Here is a 26047-nt window from a genome sequence, read left to right as displayed (position 1 = left end):
GTTTCGTGACTGCCGAGCGTGGACAACGCTCCGCGGTCCAGGACTCTTCCGCAACGCCCGTTCGTGTGGGGCGGCTCTCAGGATCTGGGAACTACTCGCGCCAGAGGTCGGTGACCCGCACGCCGACCTCGGCCAGCAGGTTCCTGGTCAGCGGGAGGCTGATGCCGATCACGCTGGACGGGTCGCCTTCCACGGCCTCGACGAACCAGCCGCCCAGACCGTCCAAAGTGAACGCTCCGGCGACGGAAAGCGGTTCGCCCGTGGCGATGTAGCGCTCCAGTTCCTCTTCGGACGGACTGGCGAAGTGAACCTTGGTGCCGCGGGAACCAGCCGCCTCGGCGACGCGCTCGCCGTTGCGCAAGCGGATCACCGCGTGCCCGGTGAGCAACTCGCCGGAGCCGCCCGCCATCACCGCCCAGCGCTTCCTGGCGACCTCCGGCTTGCCCGGCTTGCCGACCATCTCGCCGCCGATGGACAGCATCGAGTCGCAGCCGACGACCACCGCGTCGGCGTGCGTGGTGGCGATCTCCTCCGCCACCACCGACGCCTTCGCCTTGGCGAGGGCCACCACGAGTTCGCTGGGAGAGGGGTCGGTCAGCGAGGCGGCGACGGCGTCCTCGTCGACGCCGGAGACGACGACGCTGGCGTCGATACCGGCGGCCCGGAGTACCGCGAGACGGGCTGGGGAAGCGGAAGCGAGAACAAAGCGCACGAGGCGAAAGGTTAACCGACCAGGCGCCGTTATCGAATTGTGACGCCTGTGTGCCAGGTCACGGTCTACTTTGTTGTCGCGCGCAACATATGCCCGAAACTGCTCCCCGGAGGACACCGATGTCCCTTCGTCCCCGCGCCGGTAGACCCTCTCGACTGGCGGGTGTACTGGTCAGCGGCCTGCTGCTGACCGGCGCCGTGCTGACCCCGGTCACCGCGTCCGCCGCACCCGACTCGTTCTGGCCGCTGTACAAGAACCCGTACCTGCCGACGCAGCTGCGGGTGCACGACCTGATGAACCGCATGACGCTGGACGACAAGATCGGCCAGATGGTCCAGGCCGAGCGGCAGGCGGCCACCCCGCAGCAGGCCGCCGACCTGCGGCTGGGCTCGATCCTGTCCGGCGGCGGCTCGGTGCCGACGCCGAACACCCCGGCCGCCTGGGCCGACATGTACGACTCGTACCAGAAGGCCGCGCTGGCCACCCCGCTCGGCATCCCGACCCTCTACGGCGTCGACGCGGTCCACGGGCACAACAACGTCTACGGCGCGACGATCTTCCCGCACAACGTCGGCCTCGGCGCCGCCCACGACCCGAAACTGGTCGAGAAGATCGGGAAGGTCACCGCGTCCGAGGTGCGGGCGACCGGCCCGACCTGGGACTTCGCCCCCTGCCTGTGCGTCTCCCGCGACGACCGCTGGGGCCGCGCGTACGAGTCGTTCGGCGAGACCCCGAAGGACGCCATCGACAACGCGACCATCGTCAACGGCCTGCAGGGCCGGTCGCTGAAGTCGAAGGGCTCGGTGCTGGCCACGGCCAAGCACTACGTCGGCGACGGCGGCACCACCGCCGGTGACGACCAGGGCGACACCGAGATCAGCGAAGGCGAACTGCGCAAGATCCACCTGCCGCCGTTCAAGGAGGCGATCCAGCGCGGGGCCGGCTCGGTGATGATCAGCTTCTCCTCGTGGAACGGCCAGAAGGCCCACGGGCACAAGTACCTGATCACCGACGTGCTGAAGAAGGAACTGCGGTTCTCCGGGCTGGTCGTGTCCGACTGGAACGGCGTCCACCAGCTCAACGGCAACAACGACGACCTCACCGCGGACGAGGTGCGGGAGTCGGTCAACGCGGGCATCGACCTGTTCATGGAGCCCTACGACGCGCCGAAGTTCATCTCGCTGCTGCGCACCGAGGTCGACGAAGGCCGGGTGGCCGGGTCCCGCATCGACGACGCGAACCGCCGCATCCTGACCAAGAAGTTCGAGTCGGGACTGTTCGAGAAGCCGTTCGCGGACCGGTCGCTGCAGAAGGACTTCGGTGGCGCCGAGCACCGCGCGGTGGCGCGTGAAGCGGTCAAGAAGTCGCAGGTGCTGCTGAAGAACGAGGGCGCGCTGCCGATCAAGAAGGGCAGCAAGGTCTTCGTCGCAGGCAAGAACGCCGACGACATCGGCAACCAGTCCGGTGGCTGGACCATCACCTGGCAGGGCAGCAGCGGCCCGATCACCACGGGCACCACGATCCTGCAGGGCATCCAGCAGGTCGGCGGCGCGAACACCCAGGTGACCTACGACCGCGAAGGCGACGGGGCCGACAAGAGCTACGACGTGGCGGTCGCGGTGGTCGGTGAGACGCCGTACGCCGAGGGCGAAGGCGACCGGCCCAACGGCCTGAAGCTGGACGCCGAGGACCTGGCGACCATCGCCAAGCTGAAGGCGACCGGCGTGCCGGTGGTCGTGGTGACCGTGTCCGGCCGCCCGCTGGACATCACCTCGGAGCTGCCGGGCTGGAACGCGCTGCTGGCGGCTTGGCTGCCGGGCACCGAAGGCGCCGGCGTGGCCGACGTGCTCTTCGGTGACCACAAGCCGAGTGGCAAGCTGACCTTCAGCTGGGCGCAGGACTTCAGCCAGCTGCCGATCAACGTCGGCGACGGCAAGAAGGCCCTGTTCCCGTACGGCTACGGCCTGACCTACAAGAAGTAGCCCACCGAGGTCGTGGGTGCGCGGGGTTCTAGCGGCCCTTCGCACCCACGACCTTCTGGCGGGCGGGGCGCATGGCGAACGTGGCGGCGATGCCGAAGAGCAGGATCACCGCGGGCAGGAGCAGCGCGCTCTTGGCGGCGGCGACCAGTCCGTTGTGGACGATCTCGGCACTCAGCTCGCCGAACCGGCCGGTGGCCGCCGCTGGCGGGCCGAACTCGCTGCCGCTGCCCGCGGCGTCGGTGAGCGACCGGATGAACGGAGCCCGGTCCGCCTCGGGCAGGGACTGGGCCGCCGCGGTCGCCGATTCGGTGATCACCGAGGTGATCCGGATCTGCAGCAGCAGGCCCACCCCGGCGCTGCCCAGCACCCCGCCGACCTGCCGCGCGGTGTTGTAGACACCCGACGCCGAACCGGTCAGCTCGCGCTCGACGGATCCCATGGTCAGCGTGCTCATCGGCGGGAACAGCGAGCCGATGCCCAGGCCGCACAGGAACAACGCCGGCATCAGCGCCCACGGACTGGCGCCCGCGTCCGCCTGCGTGGACAGCAGGACCAGCCCGCCCGCCAGCGCGGCAAGCCCGGCGGCCAGCACGTACCGCGCGTCGAACCGGTCCGACAGCTTCCCGGCCAGCGGCGCCACGATGCCCTGCGTCAGGCACATCGGAATGGTCACCAGCGCGGCTTCGGTGGGGGTGAGCCCGAGCCCGCCCTGCAGGTAGATGACCAGCGGGATGAAGACCGAGGTCATCGCGAAGCCGACGGTGATCGAGACGAAGGTGCCCGCGGAGAAGTCCCGGTTCCGGAACAACCGCAGCGGCATCAGCGGTTCCTTCCGGTTGCGCCGCTGCCACACCACGAACGCGATCAGGCAGAGCACACCGGCGCCGATGATCTCGAAGACGGTGATCGGGCCGAAGACGCGGCCCCAGTCGTAGTGCTCGCCGTTCTGCAGGCCGAAGACCACCAGCGTCAGCCCGGCTGCGGACAGCAGGATTCCGGGCAGGTCGAAGGAGTGCGAGTGCCGCGGCTGCCAGTCCGGCACCAGCACCAGCGCGGCCACCAGCGCGATCACGCCGACGGGCAGGTTGACGAAGAAGATCCACTCCCAGCCGAGGTGGTCCACCAGCACCCCGCCGAGCAGCGGCCCGGAGATCGTGGCGATCCCGGCGACCGCGCCCCAGAAGCCCATCGCCGCACCGCGGCGGGCTGGCGGGAACAGGTGGGTGATGAAGGCCAGCGTCTGCGGGGTCATCAGTGCCGCGCCGACGCCCTGCAGCGCCCGCGCCACGATCAGCACGGTGATGGTCCCGCTCAGCCCGCACCACACCGAGGCGGCGGTGAAAAGCACCAGACCGGTCAGGTACACCCGTTTGGGGCCGAACCGGTCGCCGAGCCTGCCCGAGAGCAGCATCGGCACCGCGTAGGTGAGCAGGTAGACGCTGGTCACCCAGACCACCGAGTTCAGGTCGGCGCGCAGTCCGGTGATCATCGACGGGATGGCGATCGACACGATCGTGGTGTCGAGCAGGATCATGAAGAAGCCGAGGCACAGCGCGACCAGCGCGGCCCAGGGGTTAGCCGGTCTGGTCATCGGAACCGTCCTCGGTGGGTGGGGGCCAGGTGATGCGGTCGTGCTTGAGGTCGTCGATCAGCTCGCGCGTGAACCGCAGGTCGAAGGCGCGGCGGGCGGTCGAGTAGCGCCAGTGGAGCGTGTGCACGGTGGGGAGCCGCCGGTCGCGGAGCTTGGCCAGAATCACCTCATCCGCGGCGACGCCGGTGGCCAGGCGCAACTCGCGGCGCTCCAGCTCGGCGATGGCCTCGTCGCGGCCGAGCTCGTCGATGAGGGCTAGGCCGTTGCCGAACTCGGGGTACTCCTCGGCCGGGGTGCTGAGCATGACGCGGGCACGCTCGAGCACCGCGTCGCGGCCGTCCTGGGTGATCGCGTAGACGGTGCGCTCGGGGCGCTTGCCGTCGCGCTGCGTGCCGACGACCTCGATGAACCGGTTCTCCGCCAGCCGATCGACGGTGTGGTAGAGCGAACCGGCCTTCACCTTCACGTGGTGATCGGTGAAGCGCTCGCGCATGAGCTGGGCCATCTCGTAGGGGTGCATCGGCTGCTCGTGCAACAACGACAACACCGCTACAGCCAGTGGGGTGAGCTTCATCCGCCTGGGCCCCCTAGTCCGCTCCGTTTATTCCGCGCGGACTATATGAGGACCGGCGCCCCCCTGTCGACCACGACATTCCGGACAGGCTGAACCCCGGCCGAGCCCCACGTTCCCGCAACCGAGTCCCACACTCAGGAAGCCGAGTTCCACCTTCAGGAAGCCGAGTTCCACACTCCCGCAGCTGAGTTCCACACTCGCCGTATCCGGCCTGGAGCCACTGGACACGAATGTGGCTTCGGGGGGCCCACTCCGCCGCCTCGAAGCGACCTTCACGGCTATGGGTGGGCCTCTCCAAGTGGGTGGCCTGAGGCCTCGAGTGTGGGGTTCGGCCGCCTGAACGTGGAACTCGGCTGCACGAGTGTGGGGTTCAGCTGCGCGAGTGTGGGGTTCGGCCGCCTGAAGGTGGAACTCGGCTGCGCGAGTGTGGGGTTCGGCTGCCTGAGTGTGGGACTCGGCTGCGCGAGTGTGGGGTTCGGATGCGCGAGTGTGGGGACGCCGGGCGTCGGGGGGCGAGTGTCACGAATGTGGCGTTCGGGACGCGGGACGTCTCGAAAGCCACATTCGTGACATCGGCAGGGGGGTCAGCGCGGCAGGGAGGAGGTGCGCCAGGCGCCTGGGCCCGGTTGCAGCGGTTGCCGCAGGGCGCCGGCGCGGTCCGCCCATCGTGACTTGCGCGGTTCCGGTGCCGGGCTGCTTTCGCCCGCAGAAGCTGCGGCGGCGATCACGGCGGCCAGTGCGGCCAGTTCGTCGTCTTCCGGGGTGCCACGCACCACGCGCAGCAGGGGACGGTTCTCGGACATGCGTTACCCCTTTACAGCGGGATGTTGCCGTGCTTCTTCGGCGGCAGCGTCTCGCGCTTGTCGTTGAGCAGCCGCAGCGCGCGCGAAATGTGGCTGCGGGTGTGCGCGGGCACGATCACCGAGTCCACGTACCCGCGCTCGGCGGCCACGTACGGGTTGCACAGGGTGTCCTCGTACTCCTGGATCAACCGCGCGCGCAGGCCGTCGACGTCGCCGCCGTCCTTCGCGGCCTCTTCGGCCAGCGCCTTCCGGTGCACGATGTTCGCCGCGCCCTGCGCGCCCATCACCGCGATCTGCGCGGTCGGCCACGCCAGGTTCAGGTCCGCGCCGAGGTGCTTGGAGCCCATCACGTCGTACGCGCCGCCGTAGGCCTTGCGCGTGATCACCGTGATCAGCGGGACGGTCGCCTCGGCGTAGGCGTAGATCAGCTTCGCGCCGCGGCGGATGATGCCGTTCCACTCCTGGTCGGTGCCCGGCAGGAAGCCCGGCACGTCGACGAAGGTGAGCACCGGGATGTTGAACGCGTCGCAGGTGCGCACGAATCGCGCGGCCTTCTCGGAGGCGTCGATGTCCAGGCAGCCGGCGAACTGCGTCGGCTGGTTGGCCACGATGCCCACGCTCTGGCCGGAAACCCGCCCGAAGCCGACGATGATGTTCGGCGCGAACAGCTCCTGCACCTCGAGGAACTCACCGTCGTCGACGATGCGGGTGATCACTTCGTGCATGTCGTACGGCTGGTTCACCGAGTCCGGGATCAGCTCGTTCAGCTCGCGGTCGGCGTCGGTGACCTCGTCGTGGATCGACTCGCCCGCCGGCTGCGGGGCCTCGAACACCGGCGGCTCGGAGAGGTTGTTCGCCGGGAGGTAGCTCAGCAGTTCCTTGACGTAGGCGATGGCGTCCTCGTCGTCGGAACCCATGTAGTGCGCGTTGCCGGACTTGGTGTTGTGCGTGCGGGCGCCGCCGAGTTCCTCCAGCGTCACCTCTTCGCCGGTCACCGTCTTCACCACGTCCGGGCCGGTGATGAACATCTGCGAGGTCTGGTCGACCATCACCACGAAGTCGGTCAGCGCGGGCGAGTACACGTGCCCGCCGGCGTTCGCGCCCATGATCAGCGAGATCTGCGGGACCACCCCGGAGGCCTTGACGTTGCGGGTGAAGATCTCGCCGTAGAGGCCGAGCGAGACCACGCCCTCCTGGATGCGCGCGCCGCCGCCCTCGTTGATGCCGATGATCGGGCGGCCGGTCTTGATCGCCAGGTCCATCACCTTGACGATCTTCTCGCCGTAGACCTCGCCGAGCGAGCCGCCGAACACGGTAACGTCCTGGCTGAACACGCACACCGGGCGGCCGTCGACGGTGCCGTAGCCGGTCACCACGCCGTCGCCGTACGGGCGGTTGCGGTCCTGGCCGAAGTTGGTCGAGCGGTGACGGGCCAGCTCGTCCAGCTCGATGAACGAGCCGGGATCGAGCAGCAGGTCGATCCGCTCGCGGGCGGTCTTCTTGCCCTTGGCGTGCTGGCGTTCGACCGCGCGCGCCGAACCGGCGTGCACCGCTTCGTCGTATCGCCGGTACAGGTCGCCGAGCTTGCCGGCGGTGGTGTGGATGTCCGGTTCTTCGCTCGGGGGCGTCCCGACAGGCTCCGTCGCACTGCTCATGGCTGGCGAGCTTAACGATGCAAGCCGGTTTTCGGGGGTTCGGCGTCGCCTATGTCACCGGGGTCTGGGGGTTCACCTACCGCGCTAGGTTCGGGGCATGGGTGTGGAACTGAGCGAAGCCGTGCGGGCGCTGGTCGACGGGCGCAACTACGCGGCACTGGCCACGATCAACGCGGACGGCAGTCCGCAGACCTCGGCGATGTGGATCGGCCGGGACGGCGACGACCTGCTGTTCTCCACGGTCGCGGGCCGGTTGAAGGACCGGAACATGCGGCGCGACCCGCGCGTCAGCGTGACGATCATGGATCGGGAGGACCCCGAGCGCTACACCGAGATCCGCGGTCGCGCCAGCATCACGCCGGACCCGGAACGCGCGCTCGACCACGAGCTGTCGCACAAGTACGAAGGCCGCGACGCCGGACCGGACGCGCCGGGCGCCGAACGGGTGATCGTGCGGGTGGTCGCCGAGCGCGTCACCGGTCACGTGCGCTGAGGCCGGCGAACACGATGTCGAGCACGCGCTCACGTAGCTGGTCGTCGATCGCCGCCTGACTGAGCGCGGCCATCAGCGCCAGCACTTCGTCCACCTGCACCCCCCGCCGGACGGTGCCGACGGCTTTTGCCCGCACAAGCAGGAGCTCGACCTGGCCGCGGAAGCGGGCGAAGACTTCGCCCAGGTCGAGGCGGACATCGAGGGCCTCGACCACGGTCCGCTTCGCCGCCGCCTGCTCGACGACGCTGCGGAAGAAGACGAACAACCCGCCGGCGAGGTCGTCGTAGAAGGCCAGCTGCGCCGCCTCCGCCTGCAGCTCGGCCAGCGACTTTTTCATGATCGCGGTGAGCAGGTCGGCTTTCGCGGGGAAATGCCGGAACACCGTGCCCACGGCGACTCCGGCCTGCCGGGCGACCTCCTCGGTGGACGCGCTCGCGCCGTGCTCGGCGAACACCTGCTCGGCCGCGGCCAGGATGCGCTCCCGGTTCCGCACCGCGTCGGCCCGTGGCATGTCCGGCTCCCTCGACAACCTGAGTGATGACTCATTATGCTCCGACAGCAAGGTGAGTTGCCACTCAGGTTAGGGGAAGCCCATGTCCGGTGCGGTGGAGACCTTCGAAGCGATGCGTGCCGGCTGGCTGGGCGACCCGGCCGCGTTCGACGACCTGCTCGCCGACGACGCGGTGATCGAGACCCCGTTCGCACCCACCGGGCACCGGCGCCGGTTCGAGAGCAAAGCGGAGTTCGTCGAGTTCGCCGGCCGGACCCGCGGTGCCCTGCCGGTGCGGTTCGAGCAGTGCCGGAACGTCACCATCCACGAAACCGCCGACCCCGAGACGATCGTGGTCGAGTACGAACTGGCCGGCACCGTGCTCCCCACCGGCCAGTCCGCGTCGGCCGCGTTCATCGGCGTGCTCCGCGTCCGCGACGGCCGGATCGTGCACTGGCGGGAGTACCAGGACACGGCGGCCATCACGGAAATCCTCGGCGCGCTGCCTGCCTAGCCGAGCTTGCCGAAGAACTCCCGCAGGTCCGCGATGATCGTCTCCGGGTTGGCCATGGCGATCATGTGGCTCCCGGCGTCCCGGCTCGCCCAGTGCACGATGTCGTTCTTCGCCTCGGCGAGCTTCCGGATCTCGTCGGGGCCGCCGTGCGAGACGCCGGTCGGCACCAGCGCCTGGTCGATCGGCAGGCCCGCGCCGCCCGTGTAGTACGGCCAGGCCGAGGACGCGCCGGTCTCGGTCAGCCAGTACACGCTGGCGTTGGTCAGGATCCGGTCGCGGTCGATCGGCTCGGTGCTGCCCGCCTGGTGCCAGCCGTCGAACTCCTTGAACCGTTCGACCAGGAACGCCAGCTGCGCGACCGGCGAATCGTGCCAGCCGTAGGCCAGCGTCTGCGGCCGCGCGGCGAGGTACTCGGCGTAACCGCTGCCGCCCACACCCCACTCGGCCATCATCTCCAGGGTGATGCCGAGGCCGCCGGTGATGTGCACGCCCACCAGGTGTTCGGCGTCGACGAGCGCGATCTGCGGTGACACCAGCGCGCCGGCGTCGTTGCCGTGCACGCCGTAGCGCTCGTACCCGAGGCGGCTCATCAGCTTCGCCCAGGTCGCGGCCACTTTCTCGATGCTCCACTCCGGCTCGACCAGTGGCGAGAAGCCGAAGCCGGGCAGCGAAGGCACGATGACGTGGAAGTCCTCCGAGAGCGGGCCCAGCAGTTCGGTGAACTCGGCGATCGAGTTCGGCCAGCTGTGCGTGAGGAGCAGCGGGAGCGCGTCGGGCTTGCTCGACCGGAGGTGGAAGAAGTGGATCGGCTGGCCGTCGATTTCGGTCAGGAACTGCGGGAACTCGTTGAATTTCGCCTCCTGGGCCCGCCAGTCGAACCCGTTCCGCCAGTACTCGGCCAGTTCGCGGAGGTAGTCGACCGGCACACCGCGGTCCCACCCGTCGCCGGGCAACTGCTTCGGCCAGCGGGTGCGGGCCAGGCGTTCGCGCAGGTCGTCGAGGTCGGCCTGCGGGATTTCGATGCGGAAGGGCTTGATCTCGGTGCTCATGCAGCACACCGTAGGAAGCAAGTAGGTCAGCTAGTGTCCTAGTTTGCGGCGGACCAGCCGGCGGACCAGAGCCGGGGCGAACCAGGAGTAGAGCGCGTAGGCGAACCAGGCGACGCCGAGCAGCGCGGCGAGCGGGGTCAGGCCGAACATCCGCAGGCAGAAGATCAGCACGAGTACGCCGACCCACGTCTTGATCGGCCCGAACCGGTTGAGGGGCGCGAGCGGTCGCAGCAACGGGTGCCGCTCGATCCGCTGCGCCTCGTCGTCCGCGGCTTTAGCCCGCAGAAGCTGGTCACGGGTGCGTTGGACGACTTCGGCCGAGGGGACGGCGCGGTCGAGCAGGTCGGTGGCCTTCTGCAGTTGACCGGCGTCGATGCAGACGCGGGCGTAGGCGCAGAGCAGGTGGGTGTCGTCCGGGCTGAGCGCGAGCGCTTCGAGCAGGGCGCGCTCGGCCTTCACCAGCTTGCCGAGCGAGTGGTACGCCTGCCCGAGCACGCTGAGCAGGGGTGCATGGGGCCCGAACCGTCTTATGCCCGCAGAAGCCGCCTTGACCGCTTCGGCGTCGCGGTCGGCCAGCCAGAGGGCGAGTGCCCGCAGGTAGGTGGAGTCGACCTCCTCACGCCAGCGGAAGCCGTCCAGCTCGGCCAGCGCGCGGTCGTACCGGCCCTGTTCCAGCCACATCTTCGCGGGAGCGAGCCGGTCCTGTGGGGTCACCGGCTCAGCTTAGGTGCTTTCCACCCCGCGGTGAGCTGGTCGAGCCCGGCGGTCAGCTCTTCGCTGAGCGGGGTCGCCTCGCGCGGGATCCGCGACGCGAGCACGCTGCCGAAGCCGGCCATGCGGATGGTGTTGTCGATGAGCGTGTCGCGGTCGTCCGGCCAGGCGAACCCGGGGTGCGCGATCAGCAGGGTCACGCACCCGTGCAGCGCCGACCACAACCCGACCGCCAGCGATTCCGGGTCACCGCGCATGATCCCGGCGTCCACGCAGGCCGCCGCGGCTTTCGCGATGTGCCGGAAGCAGGCGTCGGCGCCCGGCGACAGCCCGCTGGTCGGCCGCATCATCAGCACGCGGTACTGCACCGGGTGGTCGAGCGCGAAGTTCGCGTACACCCGCCCGCAGCGGCCGAGCTGGCGCAGCGGGTCTTCGACGTCACCGGCGTAGTCGAGCATCCGCGCCGCCAGTTCGCCCCAAACCCGCAGGCAGACGGCTTCGAGCAGCGCGCTCTTGTCCGCGAAGTGCAGGTACACCGAGGGCGTGGTCACCCCGGCCCGGCGCGCGACGGCACGCAGGGTCAGCGCCTCTTCGGTGCCCGCTTCGATCAGCAGGGCTTCGGCGGCTTCGAGGATTTCCTCGCGCAGTTTTTCCCCGTCACCCGCGTTCGCCCGCTGCCGCTTCCCGCTCACCGGATCACGTTGACAGCGTCAAGTTGACGATGTCAAGGTGAACCCATGGGTAACTTCCAGGAGGCCACGGCGCTGGTCCGGCGCTCCGAAACCGAGTTCGACGCCGAGCTGGACCCGCAGTGGTCGGTCGGCGGCAAGCTGCACGGCGGCTACCTGCTCGCCGTCCTCGGCCGGGCGGCGGGCGAGCTGATTCCCGCGCACCCGCACCTGACCGCGGTGAGCGGTTCGTTCTCCGCGCCGCCGGACGCCGGTCCCGCGCAGATCTCGGTCGAGGTGCTGCGAGCCGGTCGTGGGCTGACGCAGGTGCGGGCCCGCCTGGCGCAGAAGGGCAAGCCGTGCGTCGAAGCCCTGCTCACGCAGGGTCTGCTCGACGAGGCCGACCCCTGGTGGTCCGGTATCGAGCCGATCGACATCCCGCCGGAAGAGGACTGCGTGCCCACGCCGGTCCGGGCGCCGGGTGCGGCGTTCTCGGTGGACCTGATGAACGTGATCGACCAGCGACTCGACCCGCGCACGGTCGGGTTCGCGGTCGGCAAGCCCGCCAAGGCCGGCGTGATCTCGTCCTGGCAGCGGCTCGGGGACGGCGCCGACTGGGACCCGCTGAGCCTGCTGGTCGCGCTGGACCCGGTGCCGCCGGTCTCGTACGACCTCGGCCTCTCCGGCTGGGCGCCGACGGTGCAGTTCTCCGCCTACGTCCGCCGCCTGCCCGCGCCCGGCCCGATCCGCGTGCGCATGACCGCCGGTGACGTCGGCGGCGACCGGATGGACGAGGTCGCGCACGCCTTCGACAGCAAGGACCGCCTCGTCGCGCAGGCCACCCAGATCGCGGGCGTTCGGCTTTAGGCGCTCCTCCGGTAAGTCGCTCCTCCGGTAAGTCAAGGTCACCGGAGGAGCGCCTAGCCCGCAAAAACTTCAGGTGGGGTAGTCGTGGCGGGCGAGGGAGCCCGCCATGCCGTCCAGGGTCCAGCGCAGGCCGAGTTCGAAGAGCAGGTCGAGGTCCAGTTCGAAGTCGACGAGTTCGGAGATCGCGGAGAAGTGCGGGATGGCGCCGGAGGCGACGATCCGGTCGAACTCGGCGTTCTGCGTTTCCATGTACTCGTCCGCGCTCAGGCCGGTCTCGCGCTCGGCCTCCACCTCGGGCTCCAGGTTCGCCGCCGCGCCGCGGACGTAGCCGAAGACGGTGACGTGGAAGTAGAGCGCCGTCGAGTACGGCAGGTCCAGCTCGCGTAGGGCGCTCATGGCCCATTCCGCGTGCAGGAGCAGGTTTTCCAGCGGCTGCGGGCGCGTCATCGAGATGACCTGCGCCAGCCACGGGTGCCGCCGGTAGATCCGCCACTGCGTGCGCGCGGCCAGCTCGAACCGCGCCCGCCAGCCCTCGGGAGCTTCTGCGGGCAAAAGCTCTTCGCCGAAGCAGGCGTTGGCCATGAGCAGGACGAGTTCGTCCTTGCCGGGCACGTAGCGGTAGAGCGACATGGTCGCGGCGCCGAGATCGGTGGCCACCCGCCGCATGGACAGCGCGCGCAGGCCCTCCGCGTCGGCGATCTCGATGCCCTTGCGGATCACGGCCTCGCGGCTCAGTTCCGCCTCGGCCATCCGGCGGCGCGTCGCGCGCACCGGCGGCGCGGGCACTTCGGTCGTCCGGACCACCGTGCCGACCCCGGGTACCGCGCGCACCAAGCCTTCGCGCCGCAGTGTGGTGAGCACCTTCGTGGCGGTCGCCATCGCGACGCCCCAGTCCTGGGTGATCTGCCGGGTCGAGGGCACCCGGTCACCCGGCTTCAGCGTGCCCGACTCGATGCGCTGCCGGATCTCGTCGACGATCCGGGCGTACGGCGCCGAATTCATGGCGTGGCTCCTTCCTCGGCGCGGTCGCCGACCATCCTAGTGCACCGCCCTTGTGCACTAGTGCGCATACCGGCCAGTTCGGCGAGTTGCTGGACATATGTAGGCCGTACCGGTATCTATGTACAGCGTACGCGCACTGCACTAGGGAGACCCCAATGAAGAACGTCCTGATTTCCGGCGCCAGCATCGCCGGTCCCGCACTGGCCCACTGGCTGCGCCGCCACGGCTTTTCGCCGACCGTGGTCGAGCGCGCGCCCGCGCCCCGCCCCGGCGGGCAGGCGATCGACCTGCGTGGCGCCGCGCGCACCGTGGTCGAGCGCATGGGCCTGCTGGAACAGGTGCGGGCCGCGCACACCGGCGTCCGCGGAATGGCCAATGTGGACAGTTCGGGGCGCAGGGTGGTGGAGTTCCCGTCCGACGCGCTCGGCGACTCCGGCGGCGCCATCGCCGAGCTGGAGATCCTGCGCGGCGACCTGGTCGGCCTGCTGGTCGGCGTCGCGCAGGACGGGGTCGAATACCTCTACGGCGACTCCATCGCCAGCCTGACCGAGCACGCGACCGGCGTCGAAGTCACCTTCCAGAAGGCGGGGACGCGGACCTTCGACCTGGTGGTCGGCGCGGACGGGCTGCACTCGAACGTGCGCGCGCTGGCCTTCGGGCCGGAGTCGGAGTTCGTCACCGACCTCGGCTACCAGCTGTCGATCTTCGGCCTGGACGCACCGGATTCGCTGGAAGACTGGCAGCTGATGTTCAACCTGCCCGCCGCGAACGGCGTCGGCGGGCGCATGGCGAGCCTGTACCCGACCCCGGGTGGAGCCCGCGGGTACCTGTACTTCGTCGCCCCGCCGATGCCGCGCACGGACGTGACCGGGCAGAAGCAGCGGGTGGCCGACGCGTTCGCCGGTGCCGGCTGGGAGGTGCCGCACCTGCTTCGCGGCATGTGGGCGGCCGAGGACTTCTTCACCGACCGGGCGGCGAAGGTGCACGTCGACGGCTGGTCACGGGGACGCGTGGTGCTGCTCGGCGACGCCGCGTTCGGCGGTTCGGTCGGGATGGGCACCAGCATGGCGCTGGTCGGCGCGTACGTGCTGGCCGGGGAACTGGCGGCGGCGCGCGGTGACCACCGGGTCGCCTTCGCCCGGTACGAGGCGGCACTGGGGGACTACGTGCGGGAGAACCAGCAGCCGCTGCCGGGCGGCACGCGGGCGTTCCTGCCTTCGTCGGCGTTCGGCATCCGGCTGCGCAACGGGGTCACCCGCGCGATGCTGGCCGGGCCGTGGCGGAAGCTGGTGACCGGCGACATGCAGGAGAAGTCGGAGTCGGTCGAACTGCGGGACTACGGCGTCGTGGTCTAGGCGACGTCAGGGAGCGAGTGGTCTTCGGCGGCTCGTGCGCGGGCGTGCGCGGCGAAGCGGTGCCTGGTCAGCGCCACTTTCCGCCACCTCCGCCCGCGTTCGGGGTCGAGCAGTTCGGTGCGCCTGGCGAGCACCTCGGCGGCTCGGGCGGCCGAGGTGATCTCGGCCGCGGCGGCCAGGTACTGCCCGGCGTCGATCAGGGCGTAGGCGTGGCGCATTTCGGACTGGGCGGTGGCGTAGACGGCGTAGGCGGTGAAGTTGTCGGCCAGCGGTCCGAGTGGGTGGGACATCGCTTTCTCCGTTCCGATCGGCGGTTCGTCCGTGAACACGTACGAAGCTGTCCGCCGGATCTCGACATCGCCTGCGAAGAAAGTGTGCGCCCGATCCGCCTAGTGGATACTTCAGTGCTGCGCTTTGAGAGAGCGTCAGGGGAGCAGGTTGCGCGCACTGGTGAGCAGGAAGCCGACGCCTTCCGGGCTCCGCAGCCGCAGCGCCGAACCGTCGGCGGACCAGGAACCGTGCTCGGCGACCGCGGTCAGATCGTCCACCGGCAGCGCGAGTTCCCAGCCCGGCGTGTCCGCGTCCGACTGGACGAAGACCGCCGACGAAGGGGCCGCGCCCAGGGTGCGCTCGTAGAAGCCGCGGGCGCTGATCGGATCGGCGCAGGTGAGCACCAGCCGTCCCGGCGGCTCGGTCCAACCGGCGAACCCGCGGGGTTCCCAGAACGACACCGCGGCACCGGCCGGATCGAGCAAAGTGGACAGACGACCCTGGTCGCCGGCGTCGAACGGCCCGGCCACCAGCAGCGCGCCGTGCTCGACGGCGATCTCCGTGCGGCGGTCGACGTCGTCCACGCGGAGGTAGAAGGCGATGTGCGCCGGGATGTCCGGCGGGTAGATCGGGTTCGCCAGATCGCTGACACCCCCGAGTCGCCGGTCGCCGGCGTGGATCTTGGTGGCGCGGCGGAAATCCTGTTCGTCCACTTCGAACCGCCAGCCCAGCGCGGCCGAGAAGAACGCGGCGGTACCGGCCACATCGCGGGTTTTCAGGTCCAGCCAGCAGAAATCGGTCACGGGCGAGCGGCTCCGGCGTAGTCGTCACCGCGGGTGCGGTAGCTGTGCAGTTGGATGGCCTGCCCTTCGGTGGGCGCGTTCACCATCAAGCCGTTGCCAACGTACATGCCGACGTGGTGGATGCGGGTCGCCGGATTCCCGTAGAAAACGAGATCGCCGAGGGACGGTTCCTTCGCCGACGCGCCGAGCGCGCGGAACTGGCTGTCGGCCGTGCGCGGAAGGTTCAGGCCCGCGCTGTCGTACGCGGCTTTGGTCAGTCCCGAGCAGTCGAACCCGGCGGCACCGGCTTCCGGGCCGTTGCCGCCCCACACGTACGGCAGGCCGATCTGGTCGAGCGCGAACCGGGTGGCGCGGGTGGCCGGGGCGGTCGCGAGTTCCGGGTTGAGCGACAGCGTGGCGTAGAGCTGCGCGTTGGCGAGCGCCTTCTGGCGGAACAGTTCCGCGTCGCCGCCGCCGTGGTACGCGCCCACCGCCTTCCACCAGCCGGTATCCAGGTCGACGCCCTTGCCGCACAGCTTGCGTCCCGCGGCCACCGCACCGTCGACCGAGCTGTCGCGGTGGTCGCCGTCCGCCTTGCCCATACCGGCGAGCGTGACCCAGGTGAGGTGGCAGCCCGGGCGCTCCTCGCGCAACTTCAGCTCGCCCGAGGCGTAGGCCGCAAGGGCTTGCGCCGGGATGTCGAGTGGTCCGGCCAGACGCGAGACCCAGACGTCCAGCTCGTTCGGCGCGGCCGCGGGCGTCACCGCCTCCACCGGCGCGGTCTCGCGCAAGGTGGACGGACCGGCGGGCACGGCACCGCCACCGGCGGGGTTCACCGGAGCCGCCTGCGGAACCGGCTCGCCGCCGTTGCCTTCGGCCAGCATGTACCCGCCGATCACGAGCGCGCCGACGAGCGGAACCGCCACGAGGGCCCGCCCGCCCGCACCCGCGAGGAAGCGGTGGAGTCGATTCGCCACGCGGTCAGGCTAGAGGGCGTCCCCCGGCCGGACCGCCGAATATCCCGATGCGCGGGACTCTTCTAACCTGAAGGGGTGAATCACCGCAGTGCTCCCGTGGACGCCGCCGCCCTGCGCGCCGCCCTCCTCCAGCCGGCCGGCCCGTACGCGGCCATCGACGTGGTGGCCAGCACCGGCTCCACCAACGCGGACCTGCGCGTCGCGGCCACCGCCGACGACGGTGAGGACGCCGAGGACCGGACCGTGCTGATCGCCGAGGAGCAGACGGCCGGCGTCGGCAGGCGGGCCCGCGACTGGCGGTCGCCGAAGGGCGCGGGCATCTACCTCAGCGTGCTGCTGCGCCCGCGCGAGGTCACCTTCGCCGGTCTCGGCTCGCTCGCCGTGGTCGCCGGACTCGCGCTGGTCGACGTGGCGGAGCAGCTGGGCGTGGACGCGGTGCTGAAGTGGCCGAACGACGTGCTCGCCGGGCCCGACCGGGCCAAGTGCGCCGGGGTGCTGTCCGAGGCGCTGTCGTCGGAGGAGATCGGCGTGGTGCTCGGCATCGGGCTGAACGTGCTGCCGCTCAAGGAAAAGGTGCCGCCGGGTCCGGGCGGGCTGCCCGCCACCTCGCTCGCCGAGCAGGGCGCGCGCACCACCGACCGCACCGAGATCGCCCGGCTGCTGCTCACCGCGTTCGCCGAGCGCGAGAGCCGCTGGCGCGCGGCGGGCGGCGACCTCGCGCGGGCCGGGCTGCTGGCCGACTACCGGCGGCACTGCGCCACCATCGGCCAGGGCGTCAACATCATCACGCCGGACGGCGGGGCGGTGCCGGGAGAGGCCGTGGACGTGGACCCCTCCGGTCAACTCGTGCTGCAGGGCCCCGGTGGTGAGCGACGCACCATCTTTGCCGGTGACGTGGTGCACCTGCGTCCCAACTGACGGGTACGGTAGGCGCACCTGAAGGCTTCGAGCACGGGAGCGTCGACGTGGCTTACCCAGACGATCTGCTCAGCGAAGGCGAGCGCGTCGTGGTGCACAAGCACCCGCATTTCAAGATGCTGATCGTGCCGTTCCTGGTCCTGCTGGCCACCCTCGCCGCCGGGATCTGGCTGGCCACGCTGGCGATGGACGTCGCGCCGCCGTGGGACATGATCTGGCTGATCGTCATCGGCGCGGTCGGGCTCCTGCTGATCCTGTGGTTGTTCGTGGCGCCGTTCGTCCGCTGGCGCACCACGCACTTCATCGTCACCACCGACCGGCTGATCGCCCGCGAGGGCGTGCTGAAGCGGACCGGGATCGACATCCCGATGTCGCGGATCAACAGCGTGCGGTTCGAGCACGGGCTCATCGACCGCGTCTTCGGGTGCGGCACGCTGATCATCGAATCCGCCTCCGACGAACCGCTGACCTTCGAGGACATCCCGAAGGTCGAGAAGGTGCACACGCACATCTACCGCGAGGTCAACGACAACCCGTACGACGACTTCGTGCAGCAGGCCCCGCCACCGGAGCCGCCGCAGCGCGGCCGGGGACGCTGACTTGGGCGCGCGCGAGGCCGGGCTGCCCGAGCGGGTCCCGTCGGCCGCCGGGCTGCCGGACCGGGTGCGGATCTGGGAGGTCGGCGCCCGCGACGGGCTGCAGAACGAACAGTCCGTGGTGCCGGTCGAGGTGAAGCTGGAGTTCCTGGACCGGCTGGCCGCGGCCGGGTTGTCCGTGCTGGAGGCGACCAGTTTCGTGCACCCGAAGTGGGTGCCGCAGCTGGCCGACGCCGAGCAGTTGCTGGCCGGGCTCCAGCGCCGCGAGGGCGTGTCGTACCCGGTGCTGGTGCCGAACGCACGCGGACTGGACCGCGCGCTGGCCGCGGGCGTGTCCGGGATCGCGATCTTCGCCAGTGCCACCGAGACCTTCGCCAAGCGGAACCTCAATTCCAGCCTGGACGAGCAGTTCGGCATGTTCGAGCCGGTGGTCACCCGCGCGCTGGCCGAAGGGCTCGAAGTGCGCGGCTACCTGTCGATGTGCTTCGGCGACCCGTGGGAGGGCGCGGTGCCGGCCGAGCAGGTGGTGGCCGCGGGCCGGCGCCTGCTGGACATGGGCTGCTTCCAGCTCTCCCTCGGCGACACCATCGGCGTGGCCACGCCGGGGCAGGTGGAGCGGGTGGTCGCGGGCTTCGGCGCGCCCGACCGGCTGGCCGTGCACTTCCACGACACCTACGGCCAGGCGCTGGCGAACACCCTGGCCGCACTGCGCCTCGGCGTGTCCACTGTGGACTCTTCGGCCGGTGGCCTCGGCGGCTGCCCGTACGCCGAGTCGGCCACCGGCAACCTGGCCACCGAAGACCTGGTGTGGATGCTCGACGGCCTCGGCATCGAACACGGCGTCGACCTGGACGCACTGGTGCGCACCAGCACGTGGATGGCCGAACGGCTGGGCCGCCCCAGCCCCTCCCGAGTAGTCCAAGCCCTCAGCAGCTGACGAATGCTATGAGTGGGGCATTACTAGCGTTCAATGCAAGTAATGCCCCATTCATAGCGTTTGCGGCGAGTGCGGGGTTCGGCTGCACGAGTGTGGGACTCGGCTTCCTGAGTGTGGGACTCGCCCGGGATCGATCCGGCGACGGTTTTCCTGTGGGCGGAACCGGCGGGCGGTGCGGTGCGTCAGAACCGTTGCCGACCGCTGTGGCTGGAGGAGACCGTCGTGACCGAGCATCGAGCGCGCGTGGACGAACTGCTCGCCGACTACCGGCGCAGCCGTGATCACCTGGCCGGCGTGCAGCGGGAACTGGCTGCCGTGCGGGCGAGCGCGAGCAGTGGGGACGGCCTGGTCAAGGCGACCGTCGGCGCTCACGGCGCGCTGACCGGGCTGGAGATCGGCGCCGCCGCCTACCGCGAGTACGGGCCCGCCGAACTGGCCAGGGAGATCGTCCGCCTGGTCGACACGGCCAGGATGAAGGCGTTCACCAGCGCCGAGGAGGTGCTGGCCCCCGCGCTGCCCCAGGGCACCGATCCGAACGCGCTCCTGCGCGGCACCGCGGACCTGGACGCCGTCGAACTGGTGCCGGACCTGCCCAGGGTCAAGGAACCGGTCGAGGACGAGAGCTTCGAGGACCAGGTCTGGCTGGACGACGAGGGCTGGCCGACCGCGGGATCGGCTGGGCGGTGACCGGATTCCAGGCCGACGCCGAGCGACTGCGGGCGAAGGCCGCGGAGTTCGAAGGCTTCGCGGAACGTGCGCGGCTGATCGCGGCCGATCTGGAGTGGGCGCTGGAAGCGACCGGTGAAGCCTGGGGCACGGACACGCCAGGGCAGAGTTTCGCCGCGTCGCACGCCGCGCCTGCGGCGGAGACGCGTGCGCTGGTGCGAGGGTTGAGCGCACGGCTGGGGGCGTGGGGTACGAAGTTCTCCACAGCGGCAGGCGAATACACCGGCGCGGACGCCGCGGCGGCCGAGGAACTGAACGGCTAGGGGGGCGCAATGGGCATCGAGCTTCCCAGCGAGCTGGCCGCGGTGGCGGCGGAGGTCGGGCTCGCCTGGCCGCAGGCGGACGAGGACGCCCTGCTGGAGCAGGCCGGGGCGTGGCGCGAGGCGGAACGGCAGCTGTCCGCGCTGGCTTCGGAGGCGGACGTGGTCGCCAGTGAAGCGCTGTCCGCGTTGTCCGGCGATGCGGGCGAACTCGCGCGCCGGGCGTGGGCGGGGTTCGCCGACGCGGACACCGGGCAGCTGGTCGCGGCCGCCCGCGGTGCCGGTCAGGCCGCGTCGCGGCTGGAGCACGCCGCCGCGGAGATCGGCGCGGCGAAGGTGGAGATGGTCCGGCAACTGGTCGACGCGGCGAAGAACCGGGACGCCGCGCTGGCCGTGGCGGACGCCGGGCACCCGGCGGCGGCGCTCGGCGTGGAGACCGTGCTGACCGGGGTGGCGGCCAATCTCGGCGCGGTGTCCGATCGGCTGACCACGGCGATCGGGCCCGGCGGTGAAGCGGTGGCGGTCGCGCCCGTCGAACTGGTCGACCCGAACCCGGGCGCGCACCTGCCCACCCCGGTTTCCCTGCCGGTGCTGTCCGGTGTGGCCGTTGGTGACACTGTGGACGGTGTGGCGGATGTGAGTGGGATGGGGACCGGGCCGATCGCGTTGCCGCCCGGGGAGTACCAGGGCCTGTTGCCCCAGGGCGGTTTCGACGACGTGCCGACGCCGCCGTCCGGTCTGGCGGCGTCGCTGAAGACCGGGCCGATCGGCCCGCTGCCCCTGTCCGGCACGACGGCGGCCGGGTTTTCCGACGCTGTTCCGCCGATGGCGCCCCAGCAGCAACTCGCGCCGCCGCCACCCGTGCCGCAGCAGCCGTACTACCCGCCGCCCGGCGCCTATCCGCACCAGCCCTACGGCGGTGGCTACCAGCAGTGGGGCGGACAGCAGCCGATGCGGCAGCACTACCAGCAGCCGCCGCAGCTCGGCACGCCGCGCAAGGAACGCGAGAGCGTCGTGGCGTTGTTCCTGGTGCACATGTTCCCGATCGGGCACCTGCCGGTCGCGTCCGACCGCCCGGCGTGCCAGCTCCCGTTGCCCGCGCGGGGTTTCCCACCGCACGACCACCCCGAGTCGCACCTGATCACCAGTGAGGACGCGCTGTCCAAGGTCCGCGGCGGCCTGCGGCGCAACGCCACCCCGCCGGGCGAGCCGCCCGCGCTGGACCCGGTGGTCAACGAGATCGAGGACTGGCAGCCCGGCGAACCGGTGGTCGTCGCCGAAGGCACCCTGCTCGACCGCTTCGGCCCGGTCGAAGGCCGCGTCTTCGCCGCCGACGGCCTCCCGTACGGCAAGCGCTCGCTGCCCATGGCGTACTTCGAGACCGGCTACCGGCGCTACCGCGTGCGGCGCGCGCTGCCGATGTGGACCAGCGGCCACCGCTACCGCGCGCTCTACTCCGCCGACGAGCTGGTCACCCTCGGCTACCTGACCGACATCACGTTCGAAAGGCAGGACGCGTGAACACGGACTCGATCGCCCGCTGGCTGGAGTCGCTCGGGGTGCCGCACGAGGTCGTCTCGATCGGGGCCGAGGCGGACAATGCCTGGTGCCTGCTGCGCGTCGACGACCCCGAACCGGCGTGGGAGGTGTTCTGGCGCGAGCAGGGCAACCGCTACGACTGGGCGCGGTTCACCAACGAGCAGGTGGCCTGCCACTACCTGTTCGGCAGGCTGGCTTGGGCGCAGGTGGCGCGGGGCGCGGTGGGCGTGCTGCCGGGGGCCCGGACTTAAATCGCTCGCTTGTTCGAGCTCGCCGATGTCACGCTCCTGTGCATGACAACGTGGGAAATCAGGCGCGAAGGTGAGCTGGGGCGGACGGAGCACGCCGAGCTCGCGACCATGCTCCGGGCGGCGTACCCCGATTTCCCGACGGCGTTCTCCGGCGAACTGACCTGGTACGGCTCACGGCCGGAAGCGCGGGTGATCGGCAAGGACGGCGACCGGGTGATCGCGCACGCCGGGGTCCTGCGGCGGTTCGTCCGCATCTCCGAAGGCGGGGCGCCACTGGAGGTGCTCGTCGGCAACGTCGGCCTGGTCGCGGTGCACCCCGAGTTCCAGGGCCGCGGCATCGGCCGTGAGCTGGGCACCCGGGTCACCGCGCTGCTGGACGAACTGGCCGTGCCGTTCGGACTGCTGATGTGCGGGGAGCACTCGGTGGGCTACTACGAGGCGCTCGGCTGGTCGCGGCTGCCCGAGGTGCATGTGCGCTACCTCGATTTCGAACAGCGGGATCCGTACCGGGTGATCGATGAACAGTGCGCTACGACGATGGTTTTGCCGGTTCGGGTGCCGTTGAGGGCTTGGCCGTTGGTGGATCGGTTGGAATGGGCTGGGAGTCAGGTTTAGGGGCTGGGAGCCCGCCCCGGTTTTTTATTGTGACTACGGCGGGGGCGCCGATGTCAAGGCGGGAATGATGCCTTGACATCGGCGCCCCCGCCGTGTTTTGGGCTGTGGACCGGGGTGGGGTGGGGGGTTTGGGCGGGTGCTCCTGGTGGTGCCCCGGGTGGCGGTGTGTTGTGGGGGTGGGGGGTGCCGTGAATGTGGCTTTCACGGCGGAATGTGCCGTGAAAGCCACATTCACGGCACCTGTCTGTCCCCGATGACACGAATGTGGGCGCCCGGAGAGAGGAGGTGACTAGTGCTGCAGGGTGGTTAGGGCGGCCTCGTGTAGGAGGCCGTTGGTGGACAGGGCGGAGCCGTTGTCGTAGCGCGGGGCGCCTGAGAGGTCGCTGAAACGGCCGCCTGCCTCGGTTACCAGGACCTGCGCGGCGGCCACGTCCCACGGGTTCACGATGGCTTCGGCGGCGATGTCGAGGGCGCCTTCGGCGACCAGGCAGTGCTGCCAGAAGTCGCCGAACGCGCGGCTTTCCCAACAGGCGTCGGTCAGGGCGAGGTAGGCCTCGCGCGAGTGGTGTTCGGACCAGGAGCCGAGGTGCGTGGTGGAGAGGTAGGCGTCTTCGAGCGCGGACACGCTGGAGACCGAGATGCGGCGCTCGCCGCGTTCGTCGCGGACCCAGGCGCCTGCCCCGGTCGCGGCCTGCCAGCGGCGCCTGAGCAGGGGGGCGCTGACCAGGCCGACCACCGGCTCGCCGTCCTCGACCAGCGCGATGAGCGTGGCCCAGACCGGGACGCCGCGCAGGAAGTTCTTGGTGCCGTCGATCGGGTCGAGCACCCAGGTGCGGCCGGTCGCGCGCGTGTCGCCGCCGCGTTCCTCGCCGGCGACGGCGTCGTCCGGGCGCTCGGCTGCCAGCAGTTCGCGGATGGCGTCCTCGACGGCGGTGTCGGCGTCGGTCACCGGGGTGCGGTCGGGTTTGCGGTCGACGCGGAGGTCGAGCGCGCCGAAGCGGGCCGTGGTGATGGCGTCGGCGGCCTCGGCCAGCCGGGTGGCGAGCGCCAGATCCTCGGTGAAGCGCGACATGATCACCATCCTTTCATGGGCGGGGACGTAGAGTTGCTCCGGTGAGCACGGTTCTCCTGGCTGAAGACGACCCCGCGATCGCGGATCCGCTGTCGCGCGCGCTGCAGCGCGAGGGGTACACGGTGAAGGTGGTCGGCGACGGCCCCTCCGTGCTCGACTGCACCGCCACCGACCGGGTGGACCTGCTGGTGCTCGACCTCGGCCTGCCCGGCATGGACGGGCTGGAGGTGTGCCGCCGCCTGCGGGCCAGCGGCACCGAACTGCCGGTGCTGATGCTCACCGCGCGCACCGACGAGGTGGACTTCGTGGTCGGCCTCGACGCCGGTGCCGACGACTACGTGGCCAAACCGTTCCGCCTGGCCGAACTGCTCGCCCGCATCCGCGCGCTGCTGCGCCGCCGGGCGCCGGACGCGCTGGAAGCCGGTGGCGTGCGGATGGACCTGGGCGCGCGGATGGTCACTGTGGACGGTCGCGAAGTGCAGCTGGCGAACAAGGAGTTCGAACTGCTGCGCGTGCTGATGAGCCGGGCCGGGCAGGTGGTCAGCCGCGAGGAGATCCTCGCCGAGGTGTGGAACGACCTGGAGTCCAAGACCTCGAAGACGCTCGACATGCACATGTCCTGGCTGCGCCGGAAACTCGCGATCGCCGGTGACGACGGGCTTGGCCGGGCCAAGCCGAACGACGCCGAGCGGCGGATCGCCACCGTGCGCGGGGTCGGCTTCCGCTTCAACGCCGAGATCTGGCCGGGGGGCGACTCCCGGACCCCCGAAAAGCCCGGATAACGTGCGCCGCCGCATCCTGCTCGCCATCCTGCTGGCCGTCGCGGTCACCGGGGCGGCGCTCGGCATCCCGCTCGGGGTGACCGCGTGGCTGCTGGTGGACAACCTGAACGGCGAGGACCTGGCCGCCCGCGCGCAGGTCATCGCGGCCACCATCGACGACGACATCGCCGCCGGCCGCCCCCTCGAACTGGACAAACTGCGTGCCGGGGTGCCGCCCGACGGCCGCCTCACCGTGCGGCAGCGCAACGAGCTGGACAAGGTCTACGGCGCCGATCCCGGTGGCGACCCGGTGACCGCGGTCGTGCCGATCGCCCGCGAGGGCACGGTCACCCTGGAGATCCCGTCGGCGCCGCTGCGGACCACGCAGACGCAGGTCACGATGGCGGTGATGCTGCTGGTGGTGCTGTCGGTGGGCATCGGCACCGTCGTCGCCACGGTCACCGCGCGACGCCTCGCGCAACCACTGCGGCACGTCGCCGACCGCGCGGCCCGGCTCGGTGGCGGTGACTTCCGGCCCGATCAGAAGCGCTACGGCGTCGGTGAACTGGACATGGTCGCCGAGGCCCTCGATTCGTCGGCGACCGCGCTCGCGCAGCTGGTGCAGCGGGAACGGCAGCTGGTCGGGGACGTGTCGCACCAGCTGCGCAGCCGGTTGACCGCGCTGCAACTGCGGCTGGAATCGCTGACGCTGTACGGCGATTCCGAGGTGGTCGACGAGGCCCGTGCCGCGCAGGAGCAGGCCGACCGCCTGGCCGAGGCGCTCGACGAACTGCTCGAAGCGGCCCGCGCGGCCAGCGAGGTCGGCGCCGAGCCGATGGACCTGCCCGCCGAACTGCCCGGCATCGCCGAGGAGTGGCAGCAGACGCTCAAGGCCGAGGGCCGCAACCTGCGGCTGCGCGTGGCCGAGGGGCTGATGGCCAGGGCGACGCCGAGCCGGTTGCGCGAGGTCATCGGCGTGCTGCTGGACAACGCGCTGCGGCACGGCTCGGGCACGGTCACCCTGGCCGCCCGCCGCGGTGACGCCGACGGCACGGTGGTCGTCGAGGTGCACGACACCGGGGCCGGGGTGCCCGACGAACTCGCACCGCACATCTTCGAACGCGGGTTCTCCGGCGGCGGGTCGACCGGTGTCGGCCTCGCGCTGGCCAGGGCCCTCGCCGAAGCCGACGGCGGCAGGCTGGAGCTTTCGGTCAAGCGACCGGCCACGTTCAGCCTGTTCCTGCGCGTCCCGCGTCCGGCCGACGCGGTCACCGCGATGAAGTGGCCGGTGGAGCGCACCCCGCGCTAGCGGCTGGGGAACTCGTGCACTTCGGCGTCGGTTTCGTCACCTTCGCGGCGCCGGTGGCCCAGCTCGTCCGGGAACACCCACTTCTTGAAGCCCCAGAACCGGAACACCATGGCCAGCAGCATGCCGATGATCGAGCCGCTGGTGAAGTCGGCGATCTCCTGCGCCCAGAACGGCACGTGCGGAACTTCGAGGTCGAGCACGTATCTGGAGGCGTACAGCGGGATCAGGTTGACCACGATGGCCACGCCGCTGATCAGGAAGAACAACGCCGCTTCGTGGTGCCGTTCGCGCCCGCCCCTGGTGCGGAACGACCACTCGCTGTTCAGCACGTAGGACACGATCGTCGCGACGATGATCGCGATGGCCTTCGCCGTGGTCGGCTTGGACTCCAGCACGGTCAGCTTGAGCAGGTACCAGACGCCGTTGTCGACCAGGAAGGTGGTGCCGCCGACGATCGCGAACTTCAGCAGTTCCCGGTGCTTGATCAGGATCGAGCGCAGCGGCCTCGGCACCCGATTGAGCACAGTTTCCACAACTGTCACAGTTCGCAGTGTACGTAGAGTGGCCT

At 70.5% G+C, this 26047-nt stretch carries 30 protein-coding genes; 15 read left to right on the top strand and 15 right to left on the bottom strand.

Annotated elements, in window-relative coordinates:
- Positions 1-91: 91 nt before the first annotated feature.
- Positions 92-712 carry a Maf family protein gene (locus L3Q67_RS06100; protein WP_499188606.1) on the bottom strand — a complete coding sequence of 207 codons (621 nt, stop codon included), beginning with the start codon at positions 710-712 and terminating at the stop codon, positions 92-94.
- 119 nt (positions 713-831) lie between these two features.
- Here L3Q67_RS06100 and L3Q67_RS06095 point away from each other — a divergent pair, with 119 nt between their 5' ends.
- Positions 832-2694, top strand: a complete 1863-nt coding sequence (locus L3Q67_RS06095; protein ID WP_499188605.1) for a glycoside hydrolase family 3 protein — start codon at positions 832-834, stop codon at positions 2692-2694.
- Between the two features lie 28 nt (positions 2695-2722).
- Here L3Q67_RS06095 and L3Q67_RS06090 read toward each other — a convergent pair whose 3' ends face one another.
- From L3Q67_RS06090 to L3Q67_RS06075, 4 genes are all read right to left on the bottom strand, one after another.
- Positions 2723-4285 carry an efflux MFS transporter permease gene (locus L3Q67_RS06090; RefSeq protein WP_499188604.1) on the bottom strand — a complete coding sequence of 521 codons (1563 nt, stop codon included), beginning with the start codon at positions 4283-4285 and terminating at the stop codon, positions 2723-2725.
- Positions 4269-4859: a PadR family transcriptional regulator gene (locus tag L3Q67_RS06085; protein WP_499188603.1), complete on the bottom strand. Its 591-nt coding sequence runs from the start codon at positions 4857-4859 to the stop codon at positions 4269-4271. The genes L3Q67_RS06090 and L3Q67_RS06085 overlap by 17 nt, the downstream gene beginning before the upstream one ends.
- A gap of 584 nt (positions 4860-5443) precedes the next feature.
- On the bottom strand, positions 5444-5662 hold the full coding sequence (locus tag L3Q67_RS06080) for an acyl-CoA carboxylase subunit epsilon (RefSeq protein WP_499188602.1): 219 nt from the start codon (positions 5660-5662) through the stop codon (positions 5444-5446).
- 11 nt (positions 5663-5673) lie between these two features.
- Entirely contained in the window at positions 5674-7317 is a 1644-nt protein-coding gene (locus tag L3Q67_RS06075) for an acyl-CoA carboxylase subunit beta (RefSeq protein WP_499188601.1), read from the bottom strand.
- A gap of 97 nt (positions 7318-7414) precedes the next feature.
- Between L3Q67_RS06075 and L3Q67_RS06070 the strand changes: the two genes are divergently transcribed.
- Positions 7415-7810, top strand: coding sequence for a PPOX class F420-dependent oxidoreductase (locus L3Q67_RS06070; protein ID WP_395900310.1), 396 nt, complete (start codon positions 7415-7417; stop codon positions 7808-7810).
- Here the strand turns inward: L3Q67_RS06070 and L3Q67_RS06065 are convergent.
- Positions 7791-8321 carry a TetR/AcrR family transcriptional regulator gene (locus tag L3Q67_RS06065; RefSeq protein ID WP_499188600.1) on the bottom strand — a complete coding sequence of 177 codons (531 nt, stop codon included), beginning with the start codon at positions 8319-8321 and terminating at the stop codon, positions 7791-7793. The genes L3Q67_RS06070 and L3Q67_RS06065 overlap by 20 nt on opposite strands.
- A gap of 82 nt (positions 8322-8403) precedes the next feature.
- Between L3Q67_RS06065 and L3Q67_RS06060 the strand changes: the two genes are divergently transcribed.
- A complete protein-coding gene (locus L3Q67_RS06060; protein WP_499188599.1) occupies positions 8404-8814 on the top strand; it encodes a nuclear transport factor 2 family protein in 411 nt (136 codons plus the stop codon).
- Here L3Q67_RS06060 and L3Q67_RS06055 read toward each other — a convergent pair.
- The 3 genes from L3Q67_RS06055 to L3Q67_RS06045 are packed head-to-tail and all read right to left on the bottom strand — an operon-like array spanning position 8811 to position 11266.
- A complete protein-coding gene (locus L3Q67_RS06055; protein WP_499188598.1) occupies positions 8811-9863 on the bottom strand; it encodes an epoxide hydrolase family protein in 1053 nt (350 codons plus the stop codon). The two genes, L3Q67_RS06060 and L3Q67_RS06055, sit on opposite strands and share 4 nt — an antisense overlap.
- Before the next feature lie 30 nt (positions 9864-9893).
- Positions 9894-10577: a tetratricopeptide repeat protein gene (locus tag L3Q67_RS06050; protein WP_499188597.1), complete on the bottom strand. Its 684-nt coding sequence runs from the start codon at positions 10575-10577 to the stop codon at positions 9894-9896.
- Positions 10574-11266 carry a TetR/AcrR family transcriptional regulator gene (locus L3Q67_RS06045; RefSeq protein WP_499188596.1) on the bottom strand — a complete coding sequence of 231 codons (693 nt, stop codon included), beginning with the start codon at positions 11264-11266 and terminating at the stop codon, positions 10574-10576. The genes L3Q67_RS06050 and L3Q67_RS06045 overlap by 4 nt, the downstream gene beginning before the upstream one ends.
- Positions 11267-11311: 45 nt before the next feature.
- Here L3Q67_RS06045 and L3Q67_RS06040 point away from each other — a divergent pair, with 45 nt between their 5' ends.
- Positions 11312-12109 (top strand): thioesterase family protein, encoded by a 798-nt coding sequence (locus L3Q67_RS06040; RefSeq protein WP_499188595.1) that lies wholly within the window; start codon positions 11312-11314, stop codon positions 12107-12109.
- Between the two features lie 69 nt (positions 12110-12178).
- On the opposite strand, the gene L3Q67_RS06035 is transcribed toward L3Q67_RS06040, so the two are convergent.
- Positions 12179-13111: a TetR/AcrR family transcriptional regulator C-terminal domain-containing protein gene (locus L3Q67_RS06035; protein WP_499188594.1), complete on the bottom strand. Its 933-nt coding sequence runs from the start codon at positions 13109-13111 to the stop codon at positions 12179-12181.
- A gap of 155 nt (positions 13112-13266) precedes the next feature.
- Between L3Q67_RS06035 and L3Q67_RS06030 the strand changes: the two genes are divergently transcribed.
- The gene (locus tag L3Q67_RS06030) at positions 13267-14466 is read left to right on the top strand and encodes a Rossmann-fold NAD(P)-binding domain-containing protein (protein WP_499188593.1); all 1200 of its coding nucleotides are present in this window, start codon (positions 13267-13269) and stop codon (positions 14464-14466) included.
- Here the strand turns inward: L3Q67_RS06030 and L3Q67_RS06025 are convergent.
- From L3Q67_RS06025 to L3Q67_RS06015, 3 genes are all read right to left on the bottom strand, one after another.
- On the bottom strand, positions 14463-14756 hold the full coding sequence (locus L3Q67_RS06025) for a hypothetical protein (RefSeq protein WP_499188592.1): 294 nt from the start codon (positions 14754-14756) through the stop codon (positions 14463-14465). The two genes, L3Q67_RS06030 and L3Q67_RS06025, sit on opposite strands and share 4 nt — an antisense overlap.
- A gap of 135 nt (positions 14757-14891) precedes the next feature.
- Complete coding sequence (locus L3Q67_RS06020; RefSeq protein ID WP_499188591.1) at positions 14892-15539, bottom strand: VOC family protein; 648 nt, start codon at positions 15537-15539, stop codon at positions 14892-14894.
- Positions 15536-16495 carry a C40 family peptidase gene (locus L3Q67_RS06015; RefSeq protein ID WP_499188590.1) on the bottom strand — a complete coding sequence of 320 codons (960 nt, stop codon included), beginning with the start codon at positions 16493-16495 and terminating at the stop codon, positions 15536-15538. Before L3Q67_RS06015 ends, L3Q67_RS06020 begins: the two co-directional genes overlap by 4 nt.
- Before the next feature lie 75 nt (positions 16496-16570).
- Here L3Q67_RS06015 and L3Q67_RS06010 point away from each other — a divergent pair, with 75 nt between their 5' ends.
- The 8 genes from L3Q67_RS06010 (at position 16571) to L3Q67_RS05975 (ending at position 22337) form a co-directional block, all read left to right on the top strand.
- Positions 16571-17413 (top strand): biotin--[acetyl-CoA-carboxylase] ligase, encoded by an 843-nt coding sequence (locus L3Q67_RS06010; RefSeq protein WP_282772184.1) that lies wholly within the window; start codon positions 16571-16573, stop codon positions 17411-17413.
- A gap of 47 nt (positions 17414-17460) precedes the next feature.
- Positions 17461-18012 (top strand): YdbT family protein, encoded by a 552-nt coding sequence (locus L3Q67_RS06005; RefSeq protein ID WP_499188589.1) that lies wholly within the window; start codon positions 17461-17463, stop codon positions 18010-18012.
- Between the two features lies 1 nt (position 18013).
- Positions 18014-18946, top strand: a complete 933-nt coding sequence (locus tag L3Q67_RS06000) for a hydroxymethylglutaryl-CoA lyase (protein WP_499188588.1) — start codon at positions 18014-18016, stop codon at positions 18944-18946.
- Positions 18947-19168: 222 nt separating this feature from the next.
- A complete protein-coding gene (locus tag L3Q67_RS05995) occupies positions 19169-19633 on the top strand; it encodes a YbaB/EbfC family nucleoid-associated protein (protein ID WP_499188587.1) in 465 nt (154 codons plus the stop codon).
- Complete coding sequence (locus tag L3Q67_RS05990; RefSeq protein ID WP_499188586.1) at positions 19630-19935, top strand: hypothetical protein; 306 nt, start codon at positions 19630-19632, stop codon at positions 19933-19935. The genes L3Q67_RS05995 and L3Q67_RS05990 overlap by 4 nt, the downstream gene beginning before the upstream one ends.
- A gap of 9 nt (positions 19936-19944) precedes the next feature.
- Positions 19945-21453, top strand: coding sequence for a TNT domain-containing protein (locus tag L3Q67_RS05985; protein ID WP_499188585.1), 1509 nt, complete (start codon positions 19945-19947; stop codon positions 21451-21453).
- Positions 21450-21722, top strand: a complete 273-nt coding sequence (locus L3Q67_RS05980) for a hypothetical protein (protein WP_209664233.1) — start codon at positions 21450-21452, stop codon at positions 21720-21722. Before L3Q67_RS05985 ends, L3Q67_RS05980 begins: the two co-directional genes overlap by 4 nt.
- A gap of 42 nt (positions 21723-21764) precedes the next feature.
- Entirely contained in the window at positions 21765-22337 is a 573-nt protein-coding gene (locus L3Q67_RS05975) for a GNAT family protein (protein ID WP_499188584.1), read from the top strand.
- 289 nt (positions 22338-22626) lie between these two features.
- Here L3Q67_RS05975 and hisN read toward each other — a convergent pair whose 3' ends face one another.
- Complete coding sequence (gene hisN, locus L3Q67_RS05970) at positions 22627-23409, bottom strand: histidinol-phosphatase (RefSeq protein WP_499188583.1); 783 nt, start codon at positions 23407-23409, stop codon at positions 22627-22629.
- Positions 23410-23450: 41 nt separating this feature from the next.
- Between hisN and L3Q67_RS05965 the strand changes: the two genes are divergently transcribed.
- Both L3Q67_RS05965 and L3Q67_RS05960 read left to right on the top strand, forming a co-directional pair.
- Positions 23451-24191 carry a response regulator transcription factor gene (locus L3Q67_RS05965; protein WP_499188582.1) on the top strand — a complete coding sequence of 247 codons (741 nt, stop codon included), beginning with the start codon at positions 23451-23453 and terminating at the stop codon, positions 24189-24191.
- A 1-nt stretch (position 24192) separates the two neighbouring features.
- Entirely contained in the window at positions 24193-25479 is a 1287-nt protein-coding gene (locus L3Q67_RS05960; RefSeq protein ID WP_499188581.1) for a sensor histidine kinase, read from the top strand.
- Here L3Q67_RS05960 and L3Q67_RS05955 read toward each other — a convergent pair.
- Positions 25476-26021: a GtrA family protein gene (locus tag L3Q67_RS05955; RefSeq protein WP_499188580.1), complete on the bottom strand. Its 546-nt coding sequence runs from the start codon at positions 26019-26021 to the stop codon at positions 25476-25478. The two genes, L3Q67_RS05960 and L3Q67_RS05955, sit on opposite strands and share 4 nt — an antisense overlap.
- Positions 26022-26047: the final 26 nt, after the last annotated feature.

Source organism: Saccharothrix sp. AJ9571 (genome assembly GCF_021725495.1).
Classification (GTDB): Bacteria; Actinomycetota; Actinomycetes; order Mycobacteriales; family Pseudonocardiaceae; genus Amycolatopsis; species Amycolatopsis magusensis.
Note: the sequence above shows the minus strand (reverse complement) of the source record. Positions and strands in the feature narration are given on the sequence as shown.

Bases quoted from the DNA above. Each gene is read 5' to 3' on its own strand.
- hisN (WP_499188583.1), bottom strand. From the start codon at position 23,409: ATGTCGCGCTTCACCGAGGATCTGGCGCTCGCCACCCGGCTGGCCGAG.
- L3Q67_RS06055 (WP_499188598.1), bottom strand. From the start codon at position 9,863: ATGAGCACCGAGATCAAGCCCTTCCGCATCGAAATCCCGCAGGCCGAC.
- L3Q67_RS05975 (WP_499188584.1), top strand. From the start codon at position 21,765: ATGACAACGTGGGAAATCAGGCGCGAAGGTGAGCTGGGGCGGACGGAG.
- L3Q67_RS06095 (WP_499188605.1), top strand. From the start codon at position 832: ATGTCCCTTCGTCCCCGCGCCGGTAGACCCTCTCGACTGGCGGGTGTA.
- L3Q67_RS06080 (WP_499188602.1), bottom strand. From the start codon at position 5,662: ATGTCCGAGAACCGTCCCCTGCTGCGCGTGGTGCGTGGCACCCCGGAA.
- L3Q67_RS06085 (WP_499188603.1), bottom strand. From the start codon at position 4,859: ATGAAGCTCACCCCACTGGCTGTAGCGGTGTTGTCGTTGTTGCACGAG.
- L3Q67_RS06040 (WP_499188595.1), top strand. From the start codon at position 11,312: ATGGGTAACTTCCAGGAGGCCACGGCGCTGGTCCGGCGCTCCGAAACC.
- L3Q67_RS06060 (WP_499188599.1), top strand. From the start codon at position 8,404: ATGTCCGGTGCGGTGGAGACCTTCGAAGCGATGCGTGCCGGCTGGCTG.
- L3Q67_RS06035 (WP_499188594.1), bottom strand. From the start codon at position 13,111: ATGAATTCGGCGCCGTACGCCCGGATCGTCGACGAGATCCGGCAGCGC.
- L3Q67_RS06025 (WP_499188592.1), bottom strand. From the start codon at position 14,756: ATGTCCCACCCACTCGGACCGCTGGCCGACAACTTCACCGCCTACGCC.
- L3Q67_RS06030 (WP_499188593.1), top strand. From the start codon at position 13,267: ATGAAGAACGTCCTGATTTCCGGCGCCAGCATCGCCGGTCCCGCACTG.
- L3Q67_RS06065 (WP_499188600.1), bottom strand. From the start codon at position 8,321: ATGCCACGGGCCGACGCGGTGCGGAACCGGGAGCGCATCCTGGCCGCG.
- L3Q67_RS06070 (WP_395900310.1), top strand. From the start codon at position 7,415: ATGGGTGTGGAACTGAGCGAAGCCGTGCGGGCGCTGGTCGACGGGCGC.
- L3Q67_RS05985 (WP_499188585.1), top strand. From the start codon at position 19,945: ATGGGCATCGAGCTTCCCAGCGAGCTGGCCGCGGTGGCGGCGGAGGTC.
- L3Q67_RS06075 (WP_499188601.1), bottom strand. From the start codon at position 7,317: ATGAGCAGTGCGACGGAGCCTGTCGGGACGCCCCCGAGCGAAGAACCG.
- L3Q67_RS06090 (WP_499188604.1), bottom strand. From the start codon at position 4,285: ATGACCAGACCGGCTAACCCCTGGGCCGCGCTGGTCGCGCTGTGCCTC.